The 18,808-nt window shown below is 72.1% G+C and carries 15 protein-coding genes, 1 tRNA gene and 1 pseudogene; 6 read left to right on the top strand and 11 right to left on the bottom strand.

The genetic code is table 11. The features are described 5' to 3' along the window. Positions 1-2: 2 nt before the first annotated feature. The 3 genes and pseudogenes from AB0I49_RS18745 to AB0I49_RS18755 form a co-directional block, all read right to left on the bottom strand. Positions 3-830, bottom strand: coding sequence for an alpha/beta hydrolase (locus AB0I49_RS18745; RefSeq protein WP_363228131.1), 828 nt, complete (start codon positions 828-830; stop codon positions 3-5). Further along, a pseudogene (locus tag AB0I49_RS18750) lies at positions 819-1,232 on the bottom strand (ASCH domain-containing protein); the annotation flags it as partial. The gene AB0I49_RS18745 and the pseudogene AB0I49_RS18750, both read right to left, overlap by 12 nt. Before the next feature lie 161 nt (positions 1,233-1,393). Then, the gene (locus AB0I49_RS18755; protein ID WP_363228059.1) at positions 1,394-1,798 is read right to left on the bottom strand and encodes a (2Fe-2S) ferredoxin domain-containing protein; all 405 of its coding nucleotides are present in this window, start codon (positions 1,796-1,798) and stop codon (positions 1,394-1,396) included. A gap of 313 nt (positions 1,799-2,111) precedes the next feature. Between AB0I49_RS18755 and AB0I49_RS18760 the strand changes: the two genes are divergently transcribed. Next, positions 2,112-3,737, top strand: coding sequence for an ABC-F family ATP-binding cassette domain-containing protein (locus AB0I49_RS18760; protein WP_363228060.1), 1,626 nt, complete (start codon positions 2,112-2,114; stop codon positions 3,735-3,737). Positions 3,738-3,787: 50 nt separating this feature from the next. Here the strand turns inward: AB0I49_RS18760 and AB0I49_RS18765 are convergent, their stop codons facing one another. The 4 genes from AB0I49_RS18765 to eno form a co-directional block, all read right to left on the bottom strand. Beyond that, complete coding sequence (locus AB0I49_RS18765) at positions 3,788-5,104, bottom strand: SGNH/GDSL hydrolase family protein (RefSeq protein ID WP_363228061.1); 1,317 nt, start codon at positions 5,102-5,104, stop codon at positions 3,788-3,790. Beyond that, positions 5,101-6,540 carry an alpha-L-fucosidase gene (locus AB0I49_RS18770; RefSeq protein WP_363228062.1) on the bottom strand — a complete coding sequence of 480 codons (1,440 nt, stop codon included), beginning with the start codon at positions 6,538-6,540 and terminating at the stop codon, positions 5,101-5,103. The genes AB0I49_RS18765 and AB0I49_RS18770 overlap by 4 nt, the downstream gene beginning before the upstream one ends. A gap of 458 nt (positions 6,541-6,998) precedes the next feature. Then, positions 6,999-8,753: a hypothetical protein gene (locus AB0I49_RS18775; protein ID WP_363228063.1), complete on the bottom strand. Its 1,755-nt coding sequence runs from the start codon at positions 8,751-8,753 to the stop codon at positions 6,999-7,001. A gap of 239 nt (positions 8,754-8,992) precedes the next feature. Next, positions 8,993-10,300, bottom strand: coding sequence for a phosphopyruvate hydratase (gene eno / locus AB0I49_RS18780; protein ID WP_363228064.1), 1,308 nt, complete (start codon positions 10,298-10,300; stop codon positions 8,993-8,995). Positions 10,301-10,463: 163 nt separating this feature from the next. Here eno and AB0I49_RS18785 point away from each other — a divergent pair, with 163 nt between their 5' ends. After that, on the top strand, positions 10,464-10,886 hold the full coding sequence (locus tag AB0I49_RS18785) for a MarR family transcriptional regulator (RefSeq protein ID WP_363228065.1): 423 nt from the start codon (positions 10,464-10,466) through the stop codon (positions 10,884-10,886). A gap of 131 nt (positions 10,887-11,017) precedes the next feature. Here AB0I49_RS18785 and AB0I49_RS18790 read toward each other — a convergent pair. After that, positions 11,018-11,105: transfer RNA gene (locus AB0I49_RS18790), tRNA-Leu, on the bottom strand. A gap of 244 nt (positions 11,106-11,349) precedes the next feature. On the opposite strand from AB0I49_RS18790, the gene AB0I49_RS18795 reads away from it, so the two are divergent. The 3 genes from AB0I49_RS18795 to AB0I49_RS18805 all read left to right on the top strand — a co-directional run bounded on the left by AB0I49_RS18795 (position 11,350) and on the right by AB0I49_RS18805 (position 14,074). After that, positions 11,350-12,675, top strand: coding sequence for a M20/M25/M40 family metallo-hydrolase (locus tag AB0I49_RS18795; RefSeq protein WP_363228066.1), 1,326 nt, complete (start codon positions 11,350-11,352; stop codon positions 12,673-12,675). Between the two features lie 171 nt (positions 12,676-12,846). Continuing rightward, a complete protein-coding gene (gene chpH, locus AB0I49_RS18800) occupies positions 12,847-13,080 on the top strand; it encodes a chaplin ChpH (protein WP_363228067.1) in 234 nt (77 codons plus the stop codon). Positions 13,081-13,225: 145 nt separating this feature from the next. Then, the gene (locus AB0I49_RS18805) at positions 13,226-14,074 is read left to right on the top strand and encodes a chaplin family protein (protein WP_363228068.1); all 849 of its coding nucleotides are present in this window, start codon (positions 13,226-13,228) and stop codon (positions 14,072-14,074) included. Between the two features lie 75 nt (positions 14,075-14,149). On the opposite strand, the gene AB0I49_RS18810 is transcribed toward AB0I49_RS18805, so the two are convergent. Beyond that, positions 14,150-14,338, bottom strand: coding sequence for a DUF5703 family protein (locus AB0I49_RS18810; RefSeq protein ID WP_363228069.1), 189 nt, complete (start codon positions 14,336-14,338; stop codon positions 14,150-14,152). Between the two features lie 266 nt (positions 14,339-14,604). Here AB0I49_RS18810 and AB0I49_RS18815 point away from each other — a divergent pair, with 266 nt between their 5' ends. Beyond that, entirely contained in the window at positions 14,605-15,315 is a 711-nt protein-coding gene (locus AB0I49_RS18815) for a hypothetical protein (protein ID WP_363228071.1), read from the top strand. Positions 15,316-15,420: 105 nt separating this feature from the next. Here AB0I49_RS18815 and AB0I49_RS18820 read toward each other — a convergent pair whose 3' ends face one another. Together AB0I49_RS18820 and AB0I49_RS18825 are read right to left on the bottom strand one after the other, a co-directional pair. Further along, positions 15,421-17,640 carry a helix-hairpin-helix domain-containing protein gene (locus AB0I49_RS18820; protein ID WP_363228073.1) on the bottom strand — a complete coding sequence of 740 codons (2,220 nt, stop codon included), beginning with the start codon at positions 17,638-17,640 and terminating at the stop codon, positions 15,421-15,423. A gap of 137 nt (positions 17,641-17,777) precedes the next feature. Then, entirely contained in the window at positions 17,778-18,761 is a 984-nt protein-coding gene (locus AB0I49_RS18825; RefSeq protein ID WP_363228074.1) for an aldo/keto reductase, read from the bottom strand. Between the last annotated feature and the right edge of the window lie 47 nt (positions 18,762-18,808).

The following is an 18,808-nucleotide window of genomic DNA, read 5'->3' on the forward strand; positions in this document are numbered from 1 at the left end:
GGCTACACCCAGGGGTGCGCCCGCAGGAACGCGTCCAGCGACTGCTCGAAGGACGCCCGCCCCTCCAGGTTCACCAGATGCCCGGCGCCCGGCACCACCACGGCCCGCGCGCCGGGCACCACCGAGACGATGTCCGCGAGGTTGCCCGCGACATCGCCGCTGTCCAGCTCGCCGACGAGGGCCACCGTCGGCACCTGTATCTCGTGCAGCCGCTCCGTCGCCCCGGTCTCGATCGCCCGGCCCAGGGTCGGCGTGGCGACGTTGGCCGTGACGTTCGCCGTGGCCGAGGCCCAGATCCGCTCGCGCAACACCGGGTCCACCGCCTCCGGTTCGCGGTACGGGCCGTCCACCCACATCCGCAGGTAGTGCTCGACGAACCGCTCCGCGCCGTCCGGCGCGCCGAAGCACTTCTCCTGCTCCTGGAGCTGCTCCTGGATATAGGGGTCGGTGATCTCGCTGCCGCTGAGCCCCGGCGCGAGGAGCACCAGCGCCGCCACGACGCCGGGGTGCGCGATCGCCGTGTCCACCGCGATCCGGGCGCCCGACGAGTGCCCGACGAGGGTGGCCCGTACGACGCGCAACTGGTCCAGGAGCGCGTACAGATCGTCGTGGTCGGACCAGTCGCCGTCGCTCACGGACGAGCGGCCGTGGCCCCGCGCGTCGTAGCGGATGACGCGCCGCCCCGACCGCGCGAGCCGGGTGAACTGCTCATCCCACATGCCCATGTCGAGCATCCCGCCATGCAGCAGCACCAGCACCGGGCCGCTGCCCGCGGCCTCGTAGTACAGCTCGCCGTTCTCGACGGGCACCCGCCCGCACTCCACGACCATGAACCGGCACGCGACCACCGGCGTCCCGTCGTCCACGGTGAAGTGCGGGTCCCCGAGCGTCTGCCGCATCTGCGGGCTGTGCCAGAAGCCCTCGTGGTCCGCACGCCACGCGGCGACGGTCTCGTGGCCCTCGCCCTCGTCGCGCGCGTGCGCCTCGTCGATCTCCCCCAGAGGCACGACCCGTACCTCTGTCACCTCTATCACCGCGACCGGCTGTCCGGCCGAGTCGATCACCGCGGACCGCTCTCCCACCTCGGGCAGCGGATCGCCGGCGAGCTCGTACTCCCGCACCAGGCCGGTGGTGGAGGTCTTCGCGCCGGAGAGCACGGCCGCGACCAACTGGTCGCGCAGGGGCCCCGGAAACGCCAGCTCGAAGGGGGGCAGCTCGTCAAACATCGTCATGGAGGAACCCTACGCAGAGTCAACCATGCCCAGAGCCGCACGGTCGGTCAAAGGACGCGCCGGGGTGCGCTCGCACTCGGGCTCGCACTCGCGCGCTCGGTGCACCGTGGCGCCCGGCCAGGGACACGGCACGGCCTCTCAGCCCTCCCGCGCCGTGCCGATCAGTCCTCCAGCGCCTTGCCGACCCGCCGCGAGACCGTGAACCCGTACAGATCGAGCACCCCAGGCGGCTCCGCCACCCCCGGCCCCCCGGCCCGCACCCACGCCGCGATGTCCGCGAGCGCCCCGTCGTCGTTGACCAGCCCCAGCCAGACCGGCCGCCCGCCCGCCGCCCGCCCCGCGGGCGAGGGCTGCACCACCATGACGTTCGCCTGCTCGCACACGTCCAGGCACTCCGAGGCCCGCACCGGCGCCGCGCCGTCGAGCGCCGCGCGCAGCCGGGCTATCTGCCCCGCGTGATCGACACCGGGCACCTTGCGCGGGTCGCCGCAGCAGCAGCCCCGGCAGACAGTGATCCGGCACGATCCCGCGGCGGGCGCCGAGCGGCGCGCGTTGTTCGAGGTCATCCGGCAGATGATACGCACCGGCAGGCCAGCTGATCAGGGTGCGAGCGACACCGTCCGGGGCGTACGCGGTGCGCGGGAAAACCCTTTGCGGGACGTGCGCCCGCCCCCTTACCGTCGATGCCGGACGTTGTCACCGTTGATGGGAGTAGGCCGTTGCTCTACTGAGGTCTTGAGACACCGCGACCGATCGCGCCTCCTGCGGCGCGCGGACGTGCGCGTGCGACCTCGGCACAGAGCCGCCTCCACCCACCCTCGTGGTGTCTCCACGTGTTGTGCCCTTTCCCTTTCACTTTTGAGCACCACGGAGACCCGTATGTCTCATACGCCCCCTTCGGTCGCCTCCATCACCTGCACCGGCCTCGACTTCTCCTGGCCCGACGGCACACGCGTACTGGAAGACTTCCAGCTCGGCGTCGGCCCCGGCCGCACCGGACTCATCGGCCTCAACGGGGCAGGGAAGTCAACCCTGTTGAAGCTGATCGCGGGCGAGCTGACCCCGAACGCCGGAGCCGTGCGCGTCGCCGGACGCATCGGCTACCTGCCGCAGAACCTCACCCTCGACACCTCGCTCCGCGTCGACGCGGCACTCGGCATCGCCGAAACCCGCGCCGCGCTGCACGCCATCGAGAACGGCGACGCGAGCGAGGAGCACTTCACCACGGTCGGCGACGACTGGGACGTCGAGGAGCGCGCCCGCGCCGCCCTCGACCGGCTCGGCCTGGACGGCATCGGCCTCGACCGCACCGCCGGCGCGCTCTCCGGCGGCGAGTCCGTGCTGCTGCGGCTCGCGGCCCTGCTGATCAGCCGCCCCGACGTACTGCTCCTCGACGAGCCCACCAACAACCTCGACCTGCGCGCCCGGCAACGCCTGTACGACGCCGTCGCCGCCTGGAACGGCGTCCTGGTGGTGGTCAGCCACGACCGCGAACTGCTCGAACTGGTCGACCGCATCGCCGACCTGCGCGGCGGCGAGGTCCACTGGTACGGCGGAAACCTCTCCGCGTACGAGCGGGCGCTGGCGGCCGAGCAGGAAGCCGCCGAGCGCATGGTGCGGGTCGCCGAGGCCGACGTGAAGCGGCAGCGGCGGGAGCTGTCCGACGCCCACGTCAAACTGGCCCGCCGGGTCCGCTACGGCAAGAAGATGAACGAGAACAAGCGCGAACCGAAGGTCGTCATGAACGAGCGCAAGCGCGAGGCCCAGGTCTCCGCGGGCAAGCACCGCATCATGCACGCCGAGAAGCTCAAGGAGGCCGAGGAACGCCTGGACGAGGCCGTCGAAGCCGTCCGCGACGACGACGAGATCCGCGTCGAACTGCCCTACACCGCCGTCCCGCCCGGCCGCGGCGTGCTGACCCTGGACTCCCTGGAGGTACGCGGCGGAGCCCGCGCCCACCTGGACATCCGCGGCCCCGAACGGATCGCGCTCCTCGGCCCCAACGGCGCGGGCAAGACCACCCTGCTGCGCACCGTCACCGGTGAGCTCGCGCCGGTCTCGGGCGAGGCCCGTACGCACGTACCGCTGCGCTACCTGCCGCAGCGGCTCGACATCCTCGACGACGAGCTGACCGTCGCCGAGAACGTGGCCCGCTTCGCGCCCGGCGCCACCAACAACCGCGTCCGCGCCCGCCTTGCGCACTTCCTCTTCAAGGGAGCCCGCGCGGACCAGCCGGCCGGCACCCTCTCCGGCGGCGAGCGCTTCCGCGCGACGCTGGCCGCCGTGATGCTGGCCGAACCCGCCCCGCAGCTCCTGCTGCTCGACGAGCCGACCAACAACCTGGACATGGCGAGCGTCCGGCAGCTCGTCAGCGCGCTGGAGTCGTACGAGGGGGCGCTGATCGTCGCCAGTCACGACCGGCCGTTCCTGAAGGAGATCGGCATCACGCGCGAGGTGGTGCTCGACCCGGACGCGGCGGAGGGGGGAGACGCCTCGGACGCCTGAGCGGTACGGGCCGGGGCGCGCGCCCCGGCCCGCAGCACGGTTCAGGGCCGTCAACCGCGGCCCAGCGCCGACAGGTTCACCGTGCGCGCCATCACCCGCAGCCCCGCGTCATTGGGGTGCACGGTGTCGCCGCCGTCGTACGCCGGGAGCATGCGGTGCGGGTCGGCGGGGTCCCGCAGCGCCGCGTCGAAGTCGACGACGGTGTCGAACGCGCCGCCGGTGCGGATCCAGCGGTTGACGTCCTCGCGCATCCGCTCCGCGCGTGCGTCCAGCTTCCCGTTGGGGGTGATCGTGCCGCCGTGGACGCGCAGGCCCGCGGCGTGCGCGCGCTGCGCCAGCCGGCCCAGCCCGGCGATCAGCTGATCCGCGGTGAGCGGGGTGCCGGGGTGCACCCCGGCGTTGCTGCCGAGGTCGTTGGTGCCTTCGAGAAGGATGATGTCGCTGACGCGCGTCTGGCCGAGCGCGTCACGGGCGAACCGGGACTCGGCGCTGTTTCCGAGGTTGCGGTTGCCCTGGCCCTGCGTTCCGGCGTCGGTGAGCACCCGGTTGCCGCCGATTCCCTTGTTGACGACGGACAGCCGCTGCCCGCCGGGGCGCGCGGCGAGCCGCCGGCCCAGCTCGTCGGTCCAGCGCCGGTTGCTGTCGTTCGCGGTGACCCCGCCCTCGGTGATGGAGTCGCCGAACGCCACCACGGTGCCCTCGGCACGGTGCGCGAGGACGTCCACGCCGTCCAGGAAGAACCAGGAAGTCGTCTTCTCCCCGAACGCCGCCCCGGAGACATCGCCGGTGTGGTCCCCGGCCTCGGCTCCGGCGGTGGAGAGGTAGCTGGTCTGCTTGGCCCACGGATGCCAGGTCGTCGGGCCCGTGGCGGTCGGCAGGTAGACGCTGACGACGAGGTCCGTATCGGCCTTCGTGGACAGGGGGACCGGGTCGCTGACGGCCTCGGCCCCGGCCGGGACCGTCGTGGAGCGCTGCCCGCCGAAGCGGACCTCGCGGCTGCTGCCGGGCTCGACCGCCGCGCCCTTCGCCCGCCGGGCGACGGTCACCGCGCCGAGGTCGAGCGGCGAGGTCCCGTACGCGTTGGTCAGCCGCAGCCGCACCGCGCTCCCGCCGGCGGACAGCCGCTCCACCATGCGGAGCGTACGGTCGGCGAAGCCGGTCGCCGAGTAGCCGGAGGTGCCGGGGGGCGTCATCGCGGTGCCCCAGCCGCCGACCCAGTGCTGGGAGCGGCCGGCGGGAGCCCTCTCGGCGGCGGTGGCGGACGCGGCGGGCAGCCCGTGCGCGAGGGCGGCGGCGAGGAGCAGCGTGACGAGAGCGGCCAATGCGCGTACGGGGAAGCCGCGTCGGGGGCGGTCGGGGGCGGTCATGAGCGACCGCCGTTCGCGATGGAGAGGACCGAGGGATAGACCTCGCCCTGATCCGCCCGCGGTCCACGCGCCGCCCCGGAGGCGGGCAGCTCGATCTCGATGCCGTCCGCGGTGCGCGACCAGCGGAGGCGGTGGGCGGGGTGGCCGAGGAGCCGGATGCGGTCGCCGTCGCGCACCGGCAGGTCGGCGGGGGCGGTGAGCCGCGGGCCCGGCCGGGTCAGCGTGATGATGTTGAAGTGGCCGTCGTCGCCGAGGGTGTAGCGCAGCGGCCCGTCCTCCGCCCGCCGCCAGGGCCGGGACTCGTAGACGGCCCGCCCGTTGACGTCGAGCCACTCGCCGATCGCGAGCAGCCGCTCGCGCTGCCAGTCGGGGATGGTGCCGTCGGCCCGCGGACCGATGTTGAGCAGCAGATTGCCGTTCTTGGAGACGACGTCGACGAGCAGCCGGACCAGCTTCTCACTGGACTTGATCTTGTACGTCGGGTCCATGTACCCCCACGACCGGCTCATGGTCAGACACGCCTCCCAGGGCGCGTCCCGCAGCGCGTACGACGGCTTGTCGCCCTCGATGGCCGGGTAGTCGGCGTGCGAGGCGATGAACCGGTCGTTGACCATCACCTCCTTCGGCCGGGCCCGGTCCTCGGCGTGGTTGTAGTACCGCGCGAGGATCTCGTCGCTGCGCCAGTCCCACCGCTCCGGCCGGAAGATATGCCCCGCACCGCCCGCGAAATTATGGCTCCCGTGCCCGTCGCCCCAGAGAATGTCGGGGTCGTAGCGGTGGATGAGCGTCCGCAGCTGGACGTGCTCGTACTCCTCGACGTAATCGGTCACCGGCTTGTACCCGGTGTACGGAACCGGATCGCGCGTATACGGATTGATCGGCGCGGTGCCCAGCGCCGGGTTGTAGAACTCGCCGAGCGAGTAATACAGCCCCCGCTTCAGCCCCGTACCGCGGGCCGCCCGGAACAGCTCCCCGACCAGATCGCGCCGCGGGCCGATGAGCGCGGAGTTGCGATGGGAAGCGGAATTGGGGAAGAGCTGGAACCCGTCGTGGTGCTTGGAGGTGAGCACGAAATACCGTGCCCCCGCCCGTTCGAAGAGCCGCACCCAGGAGTCGGCGTCGAACCGCTCCGCGCGAAACCGCGAGAGGAACGCGTCATAGGGGAAATCCTGCCCGTACACAGCCCGGTGATGCTCATACACACCCCCCTTGGCATAGGCGTTCATGGCGTAGAGATACCACTCGGAACTCCACGCGTCGTCACCCCAGTGCGGAACCGCGTAAGCCCCCCAGTGAATGAAGATCCCGAACTTCCCCTGCCGGAACCACCGCGCGACCGGATGCCGGGCCAGCGACTCGGGCGTCGGCTCGTAGCGCCGCCGATGTCGCTGCTGCTGCCGCTCCGCGGCGAGGGCGTTCGAGGCCCTCCCACTCAACGCGACAGCGGCCCCGGCCCCGGCTCCGACAGCCGAAGCCAACAACCTTCTTCGAGGAATCCCATGCCCATACACAGACGTACCTCTCCCATCGTCAACACCACAAGCCCCACCCAGCCCGCCCCCCTGGTCCCCCCCAGCCCGTCCGGCACCTGAGGACAGAACCCCTTCCGCCCCCCCCGGCCCCGACTCACCCGGTTCCGCCTCCCCCCAGCCCGTCCGGCGCTTGAGGACAGAGCACCTTCCCGCCCTCCCCAGCCCCGGTCACCCGGTTCCGCCTCCCCCCCCAGCCCGTCCGGCGCTTGAGGACAGAGCACCTTCCTGCCCACCCAGCCCCCGATCACCCGGTTCCGCCTCCCCCCCAGCCCGTCCGGCGATTGAGGACCGGGGTCCAGGGGCAGCGCCCCGGTTACGGGAAGGGGCGGGGTGGGGAAAAGAAAAACCGGGCGAAGCCACCGTCACCGCGCCAGCATTCCCCGATAACGATCCACAGACGGCCCCATCCCATGATCAGGATCCGCCCCATAAACCCCATCGGCATCCTTCTTCCCAAACCCGAGCGGCTGATAAAGCGAAGCGCAAGAATCATGCCGATCGGCAAGCCGCCCCCACCCCCGCCAAGCCGCGTCATAGGCCCGTATATGCCCGGCCATCACCCGGCTCCGCTCCCCGGCGAACCCCCGCAGCATCACCTCCCACCCATGATGGACGACCGAATACAGATAAAACCCGTACCGAGCGGAGACCCGCATGTAATCCCGGTCATCCCGATCCCGCACTGGCAACCCGTCGGCAAGCTCCACGATCTCCCGCCATATACGCGCCGCGTGCGCCTTCTCCGCGAGCGCCGCGTCCACCAGGCCGCCGCCGACAAGCGCCTTGTAATGCCCGGCGAGATCCTTGTCGGAGCCGCCGAGGTACTGATCACGGGTCCACGTCATATTCGGAACCGGAGTACGCGCGCTGTAGTGACCGCGCAGCGTCCCGGCGGCCGAAAGCAGCGCCAGCCGCCGAAAGCGGTGGGCCGCGTCGCCCCGCAGCCCGATCCGCCGCGCGTACGCGGCGAACGCCCCGGCCTCCCCCTGCCCGGTGTCCCGCGCCCAGTGGGCCAGCACCCACATGTTGAGGTCGCACCACAGCTCGTTCGTGATGTACGGGCCGCGCCACCCGCCGCCGCGGGACCAGGTCCACACCCCGGCCAGCAGCGGATTCGCGGCGAGGTCGGCGAGCCCGCGGGGCCCGGCCCCGGCGGCGTACTCCTCGAAGCCGTTGATGACGCCGTCGCCCACATAGTCCGGGCAGGCCCCCTTGGCCTCGTACTCGCGCGCGCACTGCACCTCGACGATCTGCCGGTGCCGCCCGACGCCCAGGGTCCGGTTGAAGGGGATGGTCCGCCAGAAGTCGCTCGCCGTGTGCTTGATGGAGAACAGCAGCCGCTCGTGGGGCTCGATCCGGTCGGTGACGGCGCGGTAATAGGTCGGATCTTCCCGGAACTTGTCGTTGCCGGTCGCCCAGGTCCGGTAGAAGAGCCGTTTGCCGGCCCGTACACACACCTCTTCACGCAACAGATTGATGAGCAGCTCGTGGCTGGACTGCCCGTCGGTGATGGGGTTGTTGCCGGTGTGAAAGGGGACGTTCTGTAGGTAGGTCTCACCGGTGCGGACCACCAACCCGTCGATGCCGGGAAAGCGGGCGAAGACCTCGCGGAGCATCAGCCGGTGGATCTCGACGGTCTTCGGCCGGTGCAGGCTGATGCGCCCCTTGTCGTCCAGTACGTCATCGCCGTACAGCTCCACCAGCCGCTTGGGCAGCACGATGATGTCGGTGAAGAAGTACGAGCCGATGCTGGCGGCGTGCGCGCGGCCGATATGCGCCCGGACGCGCCGCGCGTTGTCCTCCACCCAGGCCCGCCCGGCCGATCCGGCGGGAAAGATCCGCTCGTCGACGGTCTCGAAGGCGATCGCCGTGTGCGGCGGCCGGAATTCGTTGATGACCTGCCCGTTGTAGTCGTACGAGGCCAGGGTCGCCGGGTCGTTGTAGCGCGAGGTCATCAGCGGCTCGCCGGGGTTGGCCTGCACCATGTCGAACAGGAACGGCAGCCGGCGCCCACGGTGACGCTCCACGGCCGAGGCAGGGGAGCCCCCCAGCGCGAGCACCGCCCCCGCCCCCGCCGCGGCGGTCAGCACGGTGCGTCGGGTAGTGGCCTCGTCCATACACCCAGCCTCCAGTCACATACGCGCTACGGGTTCCCCTACCTGAACCCACCTCGCATAGTGCAGCCGACGCGCCCGTACCGGAAGCCTTCTGACACCACAAACATCGGATCAAAGTAACAAGGAGACCCCAAGAGGACCCGCAACAGCGAGTTCACGTACGTGACTAAAGGAGGCGCGCCGGAACGCCCCGAACGGAACGGTCCGGGGCGCGTGCGGTCCCTGCCTCCGCGGGTCGTTCAGGCCCGGCGCAGTGCGGAGCGGCCGGCGTAGCGGGCCGTGTCGCCCAGTTCCTCTTCGATGCGGATGAGCTGGTTGTACTTCGCGGTGCGGTCCGAGCGGGAGAGCGAGCCGGTCTTGATCTGGCCGCAGCCGGTCGCCACCGCCAGGTCCGCGATGGTGGTGTCCTCCGTCTCGCCGGAGCGGTGCGACATGACCGCTGTCCAGCCCGCCTTGTGGGCCGTGGCCACGGCGGTCAGCGCTTCGGTGAGGGTGCCGATCTGGTTGACCTTGACGAGGACGGAGTTGCCGACGCCGGTGCGTATGCCCTCGCGCAGCAGCGTCTCGTTGGTGCAGAAGACATCGTCGCCGGTGAGCTGGCAGCGGTCGCCGACGCGGGCGGTCAGCTCGCGCCAGCCGTCCAGGTCGTTCTCCGCCATCGGGTCCTCGATGGAGACCACCGGGTAGGCGTCGATGAGCTCGGCCAGATGGTCGGCGTGCTCGGAGGGGGTGCGGCGCACGCCTTCGCCCGCGTAGTCGTACACGCCCTCGCGGAAGAACTCCGACGAGGCAGGGTCCATGACCAGGCCGAAGTCTGCGCCGGGGCGGTAACCGGTGCGCTCGATGGCGGCCATCACGAAGTCGAGCGCTTCCTCGGCGGTACGCAGCGCGGGCGCGAAGCCGCCCTCGTCGCCGACGCCGGTGGAGTGCCCGGCGGCCAGCAGATCGCGGCGCAGGGTGTGGAAGACCTCGCTGCCCATGCGGACGGCCTCGGCGAAGGTGTCCGCGCCCACGGGCGCGATCATGAACTCCTGGAAGTCCAGCGGATTGTCCGCGTGGGCGCCGCCGTTGACGATGTTCATCATCGGCAGCGGCAGGAGGCGGGCGTCGGCGCCGCCGAGGTAGCGGTAGAGGGGCTGCCGACAGGCCGCGGCGGCGGCCTTGGCGGCGGCGAGGGAGACGCCGAGAATCGCGTTGGCGCCGAGCCGGGACTTCGTGGCGGTGCCGTCGAGGGCGATCAGCGCGGCGTCGAGCCCCGCCTGGTCCGCCGCGTCCCGGCCGCGTACGGCCGCCGCGATCTCCCCGTTGACGTGGGCCACCGCGCGGTCGACGCCCTTGCCGTGCCAGCGCGCGGAGTCCCCGTCGCGCAGTTCCACGGCTTCCCGCGCGCCGGTGGAGGCGCCGGAGGGTACGGCCGCGCGTCCCAGTGAGCCGTCCGTCAGGACGACGTCGACCTCGACCGTGGGGTTGCCCCGGCTGTCGATGATCCGGCGGGCGGCGACGGTCTCGATGGCGGCGTCGACGTTCGTGACTGCTCGTGCGGACATGGGAGTTCCTTCCCGTTGTCGTGTGCCGTGGCCCCGGCTGCGACGACGCTGGCGCTGAGCCCGACAACGCCAAACATTACAGCAATGCTGCTCAGTTTTGCTGTACAGCATTGCTGTGCAGGTCAGCTGCGCAGCAAGGGCGACCAACGGGGTAAAGTGCCCTATGCCCACCTCGGAAGCCGCCGCCATCGCCGCCGAACTGCGCACCGCGATGGGCAAGCTCTCCCGGCGCGTCAAACACGAGGACCGCATCCCGCTCGGCCAGGTCGCCGTGCTCGGCGCCCTCGACCGCAACGGCGCCATGACCACCAGCGATCTCGCCGCCGACCAGCGCGTACGCCCCCAGTCGATGGCCCGCGCGGTGGGGCTGCTCATGGAACAGAACCTGATCACCCGCCGCGCGCACCCCACCGACGGCCGCAAGTCCCTCGTCGAACTCTCGGCCGCGGGCCGCGCCGCCCTCGAAGCGGAACGCGGCCGCCGCGCCGGCTGGCTGGCCCAGGCCATCGAGGCCGAACTGACCGATGAGGAGCGGACCGTACTCTCCCGGAGCGCCGCCCTGCTGGAACGGCTCGCCGCCCGCTAGACGGGTCGACCCGACGCGAGCGCCGCCCCCTGCGGCCCGGCAGCCACTCTCACCGCTCCGCCGACTGCCGCGACAGGGCCGGACAATGGGCCCAGAAACGCAGAAAACCCCTGATGAACAGGGGTTCCAGCTGGTGTCCGAGGGGGGACTTGAACCCCCACGCCCGATAAAGGGCACTAGCACCTCAAGCTAGCGCGTCTGCCATTCCGCCACCCGGACAAGGTGTCTGTCGTGCGGCCCGCGGCCGTTCCGACATGGAAAACAATAGCAAACGTCCGGGGGTGCTCGATCACATGGCCGGGCGGGGGCGGGGTGGCCGCGTGACCTGCGTGTGTCGGGAGTATTGCGGCCTTGGGCTGCGGTGGCGTGGGGTGGAGGATGGCGGTGGGCCCTCGCGTACGGACGTCCGTATCGGGGCGGTCCACGACCGAGCGGTCCGAGGAACGAACGATGAGGAGGCAGCGTGAGCGAGGCGAACCCGGCGCGTACGGGATCGGGCGAGGACGAGGTCGTCGACCTCTGCCGGGATCTGATCCGGATCGACACCAGCAACTACGGGGACCACTCCGGGCCCGGCGAGCGGGCCGCGGCGGAGTACGTGGCCGAGAAGCTCGCCGAGGTCGGGCTCGAACCGCAGATCTTCGAGTCCCACAAGGGCCGCGCGTCCACCGTCGCGCGGATCGAGGGCGAGGACCGGTCCCGGCCGGGCCTCCTCATCCACGGCCACACCGATGTCGTGCCCGCCAACGCCGCCGACTGGACGCACGACCCGTTCTCCGGCGAGATCGCCGACGGGTGCGTCTGGGGCCGCGGCGCGGTCGACATGAAGGACATGGACGCGATGACCCTCGCGGTCGTACGGGACCGGCTGCGCTCCGGCCGCAAGCCCCCGCGCGACATCGTGCTGGCCTTCGTCGCCGACGAGGAGGCCGGCGGCACGTACGGCGCGCGGTACCTCGTCGACAAGCACCCGGGGCTCTTCGAGGGGGTGAACGAGGCGATCAGCGAGGTCGGCGGGTTCTCGTTCACGGTCAACGAGAAGCTGCGGCTGTATCTGGTCGAGACGGCGCAGAAGGGCATGCACTGGATGAAGCTGACCGTGGACGGCTCCGCCGGCCACGGCTCGATGATCCATAAGGACAACGCCATCACCGAACTGTCCGAGGCCGTCGGTCGGTTGGGGCGGCACACGTTCCCGGTGCGGGTGACCAAGACGCTGCGGGCCTTCCTCGACGAGCTCGGGGACGCGCTCGGCACCGAGCTCGACCCGGAGAACATGGACGAGACGCTCGCCAAGCTGGGCGGCATCGCCAAGCTCATCGGCGCGTCGATGAAGAACACGGCCAACCCGACCCAGCTCGGCGCCGGCTACAAGGTCAACGTCATCCCCGGGCAGGCCACCGCGCACGTGGACGGGCGCTTCCTGCCGGGGTACGAGGAGGAGTTCCTCGCCGACCTCGACCGGATTCTCGGCCCGCGGGTGCGGCGCGAGGACGTGCACGCGGACAAGGCCCTGGAGACCACCTTCGACGGGGCGCTGGTCGACGCGATGCAATCGGCGCTCCAGGCCGAGGACCCGATCGCGCGCGCCGTCCCGTACATGCTCTCCGCCGGTACGGACGCCAAGTCCTTCGACGACCTCGGCATCCGCGGCTTCGGCTTCGCGCCGCTGAAGCTGCCGCCCGAGCTCGACTTCGCCGGGATGTTCCACGGCGTGGACGAGCGGGTGCCGGTCGACGGCCTGAAGTTCGGCGTCCGGGTGCTGGACCGCTTCCTGGACCAGTGCTGATGCCGGAAAGCGGTGGAAAGCGGGGTCGGCACGGGAATCCGGTCGTCGGCCGCGCGTACGACCTTCACCGGAAAGAGTGAATGGCGCTGTAGGTTCGTAGCTCGATTACCCCCTCCTCGTTACAGGTTGTGCGGTCCGCGGCTTGGACCGCATTGCCAACAAGGAGGAATAATGATCAAGAAGATCGTCGCCGCTGCGGCTGTCACTGGTGGTCTGGTGCTCGCCGGCGCGGGTCTGGCGGTTGCCGACTCGGGCGCCCAGGGAGCTGCTGTCGGCAGCCCCGGCGTGCTGTCGGGCAACGTCGTCCAGGTGCCGATCCACGTTCCGGTGAACGTGTGCGGCAACGCGATCTCCGTGGTCGGGCTGCTGAACCCTGCCTTCGGCAACACCTGCGTCAACTCCTGACGTTGTGCCACAACCCGTGAGGGTGTGATCCCGGTTGGCCCCGGAGTGCGTGTCCTGCACTCCGGGGCCGCTGGGCATCCGGCGAGCGGGCAGAACGAGCCCCCTCGCGTTTCGTAAGGCAGGCAGAAGTCAGGGGAACGAAGCTATGCGACAGGTCGCGAGAAAAGGCCTGATCACCGTGGCGGCCGCGAGCGGCGTATTCGCCGCGACCGGCGGCTACGCGCACGCGGATTCGACGGCGCAAGGCGGCGCCTCACGATCTCCGGGCGTTCTGTCCGGAAATTCGGTACAGGTCCCAGTGGACGTGCCGGTGAACGCGTGCGGCAACACGGTCAGCGTGATCGGACTGCTCAATCCCACCACGGGGAACAAGTGCGCCAACGGCTCGGGCAGCCACCACCACGGCCATGGCGCGAAGCCGGGCGGACACAGCGGGGCCGACGCGCACGGCGGCCCCCACCACTCGCCCGGCATCGGCTCGGGCAACGGCCTCCAGGTGCCGATCGATGTGCCGGTCAACGCCTGCGGGAACAGCGCCAATGTCGTCGGCCTCGGCAACTCGACCACCGGCAACGACTGCGCCAACCCGCAGGGGCACAGCACGCACCGGCCGGGCCACCCGCCCGCCGGGCCGCACGAGCCCCAGCACCCGGGGCAGCCGCACACGCCGGACCAGCCCGGCCGGCCGCACCACCCCGGTCACCCGCAGGACCCCGGCCACCCGCAGGGCCCCGGCCACCCGCAGGGCCCCGGGCACTCCTCGTCGCACACGCCTCCGGACGGCCGTGCGATCCCGTCGGACCCGGCCGCCGAGCAGCCGCAGGCGTCCGGGATGTCGCAGGTGCACGATGTCGCGCCGTCCCCGCACACCGTGGGCACCGAGCAGCTCGCCCGGACCGGCGCGGGTCAGCTGGGCGCGGTCATTCCGGTCGGCGCCGGGCTGCTGCTGGGCGGCGCGGTGCTGTACCGCCGCTCCCGTGCGGCGCGGCACTGAGCGGATCGGGGCTCCGGCAGCGGCCGGGGCGCAGCGGAGCGGGCCCCGCCGATGCGGGGCCCGTTTCGCGCTCACTCACCACGTGGCGTGCGGCTGGCGGATGATCCGCCGCCGCAGCCGCGCCTTGCGGCTGCCGTCGGGATTGAGGCGAAGTCGGTCCAACTCCCAGTATCCGTACTCGGCATGGTCGGTCAGCAGGCGCGCAGCCGCCTTGCGGGAGACCCCGCGCGGCATGTACACGTCGCAGAATTCATATTCCGGCATCGCCACCATTGTGCTCGGTGCACGCCGATTTCGGCACCCTGCGGCGCACCGTGCCGCACGGCAGCCACACCACAGCCACGCGACGACCGCACGGTGAGCCTTTGGACGCCTCTTTGGGCTCTCCCCGCGATCTCCCGGTGAAATGTGATGATTGTGGACAATTAGCTTCCCCGCTGTGGTCAAGTACACGGCCACGCCGGGATATTCGCGTCTTGGCATCGCATCTACTGCGCGTGAACAGCCCAGGTGCGGATAGCGTCTGCACTATGTCTGATGCTGCGCAGCCAACCGCTGCCGAGGTACGTGCCGCCGCCGAGGCGGTCAAAGCCGCGCTGGATCGTCACCTCGACGCCGTCGAACGCCGGTCGGGGGAGGACGACCCGGATGTCTACGCCGCGTTCAACGAACTGGCCGCGGCCGCCGAGACGTACGACGAGCTGCTCTACGACGTCTACGACGAGGTGACGCCCTTCGAGATCCCCGGCGACGAGTCGCTGCCCGCGTACGCGGGGCCCGAGGAGCCCAGCGCGCTGAGCGTGCTGATCCGCCGCGACTACGCGGTGGCCGAACCGCAGCGCCTGCTCGCCCAGGCGCAGCGGGTGGCAGACCTCGACCCGGACGTCGACACCGGGAACGGCACGGCGGGCGGGGCCGCGGGCATCGTCGGCAGCAGCGTGCACGCCGCGCTCGGAGTGCTCTTCGGCGAGTACGAACCGGACGAGATCGCCTCCCGGCACAAGGAATTCGGCTTGGAGGAAGGCGACTCCACGCTCTGGGTGGCGGCCCTCGACGAACTGACCGAGCCGGGGGAGTGGCTGACCGCGCCGTTCGATCAGACGGACCCGCAGCGGGTGGTGTGCCGCTTCGATGTCAGCTCGGTCTTCGACGAGGAGTTCGACGACGCGGAGGACCTGGAGGACCTGGAGGACGTCGGCGACGAGGAGGAGGACTTGGAGCCGCTTCGGCCGGAACACTGACCCCGGCCTCCTCCGATCTCCCCTCCGGCCGTCCGCGGCCTCCTCGCGCCTTCTCCGGCCCGAGGGGCCGGGGCCGGGCCGCCGGGTGGCCGCCCGGCCCCCGGCTCACTCCTCGGACCTGCCCTGCGCCTGGAGCAGCGACCGCAGCCGGGTGGTACGCGGCTTCGCCGGCACCTCGGCGATGGCGCGGGGCAGCGCCTGGTCCACGCCATGCACCACGGACAGATGCCGCTCGCCGCGGCTGAACGCGGTGTAGACCCAGGCGCGGCTCAGCGCCGCGGCGGCGTCCCCCGGCAGCACCACCACGGCGGCGGGCCAGCGGATGCCCGCCGCCTGATGGGCCGTTACGGCCCAGCCGTGCCGCACCGTCTCGGCCACCCGCTCGCGCGGTACGACGACGGGCGCGCCCGCGCACTCCAGGTGCAGCCCCTCGGCGTCCGCCGAGACCACGGTGCCGGCCGTCATCCGGCCCGGCGCCGGTACGTACGCGACCCGGTCGCCCGGATCGAACCCGCCGAAGCGGCCCGGCCCCGGATTCAGCCGCTCCTTGAGCGCCGCGTTGAGCGCGCGCGTACCGGCCGGCCCGCCATGGCCCGGCGTGATCACCTGCGTACGGTCCGAGGGGACGCCGATCGCGCGCGGGACCGAGTCGGCGACCAGCTGCACGGTGCGGTGCACCGCCTCTCCCGCGTCCCGCACCGGGACGATGACGACCTCCTTGCCGGGGGCGTCGACCTGGTTCAGCTCGCCGACGCCGATGCCCGAGACGAGCTCGCCGATCGGGCCCGGGTCCGGGGTGCGCGAGACGACGACGGGGCAGACACGGGCCGCCGCGACGTCCGCGAACACCCGGCCGGGCCCCGCCGACCAGAGCGTTCCGGCGTCGCCGCTGAGAACCAGCCGGGCGCCGTCCGCCAGCGACTCCACGAGCATCGCCGCGGTCTCCACGTCGAGCTGCGGCGCGTCCAGCACGACGAGGAGGTCGAGGTCGAGGGCGCCGTCCGCGTCGCGGCCGGGGCCTTCGCGGCCGGTGAGCAGCCCTGAGACGGTGACCGCCGGTTCGTACGGGGCCGGGTCGGCGGGGCCTTCGCCGTCCGCGGTCCCGGCGATGAGGGCGGCCGTTCGCCGCCTGCCGTCCTCGCTGTGCGCGGCCGCGTACGCGCGCAGCCCCGCGGCGCGGGCGGCGGCGACCAGGGCGGCGGGTTCGGCGCGGGCGGCCTCGCCGCCGGTGTGGGTCACCAGGCCGTTGCCGGCCGCGGCCCGGATCAGCTCGGCCGCCGACGGGGACGGCGCACCGGCCGCGGCCCGCTCCCACGCGTCGGCGTCCATGCCGGCGCCGTCTTCCGCCTCCGGCGACGGAGACGACGGGGACGACAGGGACGACGGAGACGATGGGGACGACAGGGAGTTGATGAGCCGGGCCAGGCCGTCGGCGAGGCTCTCCTCGGCCATGGCGTAGCGGTCCAGCCCCAGCAGCACGCGGACCGGTACCTCCTCGTCCTCGTCACCGCCGGCCGGTGCGCGCCCGCCCCCGGATCCCGCTCCCGGCGCTTCGAGGGCCTCCTGGAAGACGAGCACCGCGCCGTCGGCGATGGCCGTCTGCAGCGCCTCGTCCGGGTCCGGTACGGACTGCTGGGCGAGGGCCGCGCGCAGCGCCGAGGACTCCAGCACGGTGTGTCCTTCGAGCGCGGCGCGCTCCAGCAGCCAGGCGACGAGCGCCTGGGTGCGGCGCTCGTCGCCTGGCCCGCACTCGCCTCCGAGGAGAGCGCGCGCGAATCCGTCGGCCTGCTCGGGCCGTACGCCGGGCACCCCGAGCAGCTGCCAAGGGTCTTCGCGGAGCGCCTCCGCGGCCCTCTCGCCGAGCGCGTCCACGGCCTTCTCCGCCAACTGCTCGGGCGCTCCGCCGGCCGCGAGCACCTGCCGGACCCCGTCCAGACCGGCGGCCGTCACGGCGATGTGCCGGGGCGGCGCGGCGGCGGGCCGCGCCGCCGCTGCGGGCGCGGGGGAGGAGGAGGGAGCAGGCGTGGGTGCGGCCGGGGACGAGGCTGCCGGTGCGGGCGCCGATGCCGGTGCCGGCTTCGGCCGGTTCGGCGTACTGAAGAACGACGCAGCCGACCGCTCCCCGCTCTCCACGGCCCGTACGGCCGCGGCCAACGCCTCAGCGGCAGCGGACCGCGCGGGCTGCTCACCCCCGCCGGATGCGTCCCCCTGCTCGGGCCCGACCGGGGCGGGCGCGCCATCGCTCGGCGCAGCCGCCGCCCGGCCCTCGGCATCCCCCGTGGACGTCTCCGCGGCATCGTCGGCACCCTCAGCGGGCGCCGCCACGGCATCGGCCTCCCGCGCGGACGCCCCCGGCGCGTCCTCCCCCCGCTCCCCATCCGCCGGCGCGGACGCGGACGCAGACGCGGGCGTAGCAGGATCGGTCCCTGCCGAATTGGCCTCGGGGGAGAGGCGGTCCGTGTTCACAGGGTGCTCCAGTCCTGGTCGGGGTAGCGGTGCACGGGCGCTGACACGTCGTCGAGCGCCCGGCAGATCTCGTCAGGAAGCGTAAGGGCCTCCACTGACAACGCGGCTCTGAGCTGCTTCGCGTTGCGCGCTCCGACGAGGGGGGCGACGACGCCGGGGCGGTCGCGGACCCAGGCCAGGGCGACCTGGAGGGAGGTGGTGGCGAGGCCGTCCGCGGCGGTGGCCACGGCGTCGACGATGTGGCCGGCCGCCTCGTCCAGGTAGGGGGCGACGAACGGGGCCAGCGCCTCGGACGCGCCGCGCGAGTCCGCCGGTGTGGCATGCCGGTACTTGCCGGTGAGCACGCCGCGGCCCAGCGGCGACGACGGCAGCAGGCCCACCCCCAGGTCCAGCGCCGCGGGCAGCACCTCGCGCTCGATGCCGCGCTGGAGCAGGGAGTACTCCATCTGCGTACTGGCCAGCCGGGTACGCACGCCGGGCGCCCCCAGCTGCCACGTGGCGGCCTTGGCCAGCTGCCAGCCGGAGAAGTTGGACACCCCCGCGTACCGCGCCCGCCCGCTGCCGACCGCGATGTCCAGCGCTTGCAGCGTCTCGTCCAGCGGCGTCGCCGGATCGAAGGCGTGCACCTGCCAAAGATCGACATGGTCGGTCCCCAGCCGCTCCAGCGACGCGTCGAGGGCGGAGAGCAGATGCCCGCGCGAGCCGTCGAAGCGCCGGTCCGGATCGGGGACGCTGCCCGCCTTCGTCGCGATGACCAGGTCGCGGCGCGGCACCAGCCCCTCCATCAGCTGCCCCAGCAGATACTCCGCGCCGCCGTCCGCGTACACATCGGCGGTGTCGACCAGGGTGCCGCCCGCCTCCCAGAACGCCTTGAGCTGATCCGCGGCGTCGTGCTCGCCGGTGTCCCGGCCCCAGGTGAGGGTGCCGAGCCCGATCCGGGATACGCGCAGCCCCGTGCGGCCGAGATGCCTTTGCTCCATGAGCGCTCAGATTAGTGGGCAGGGCACTTTCGGTGGCCGCCTGTGGA

This window comes from Streptomyces sp. NPDC050617, assembly GCF_040654795.1.
In the GTDB taxonomy this organism is placed as follows: domain Bacteria; phylum Actinomycetota; class Actinomycetes; order Streptomycetales; family Streptomycetaceae; genus Streptomyces.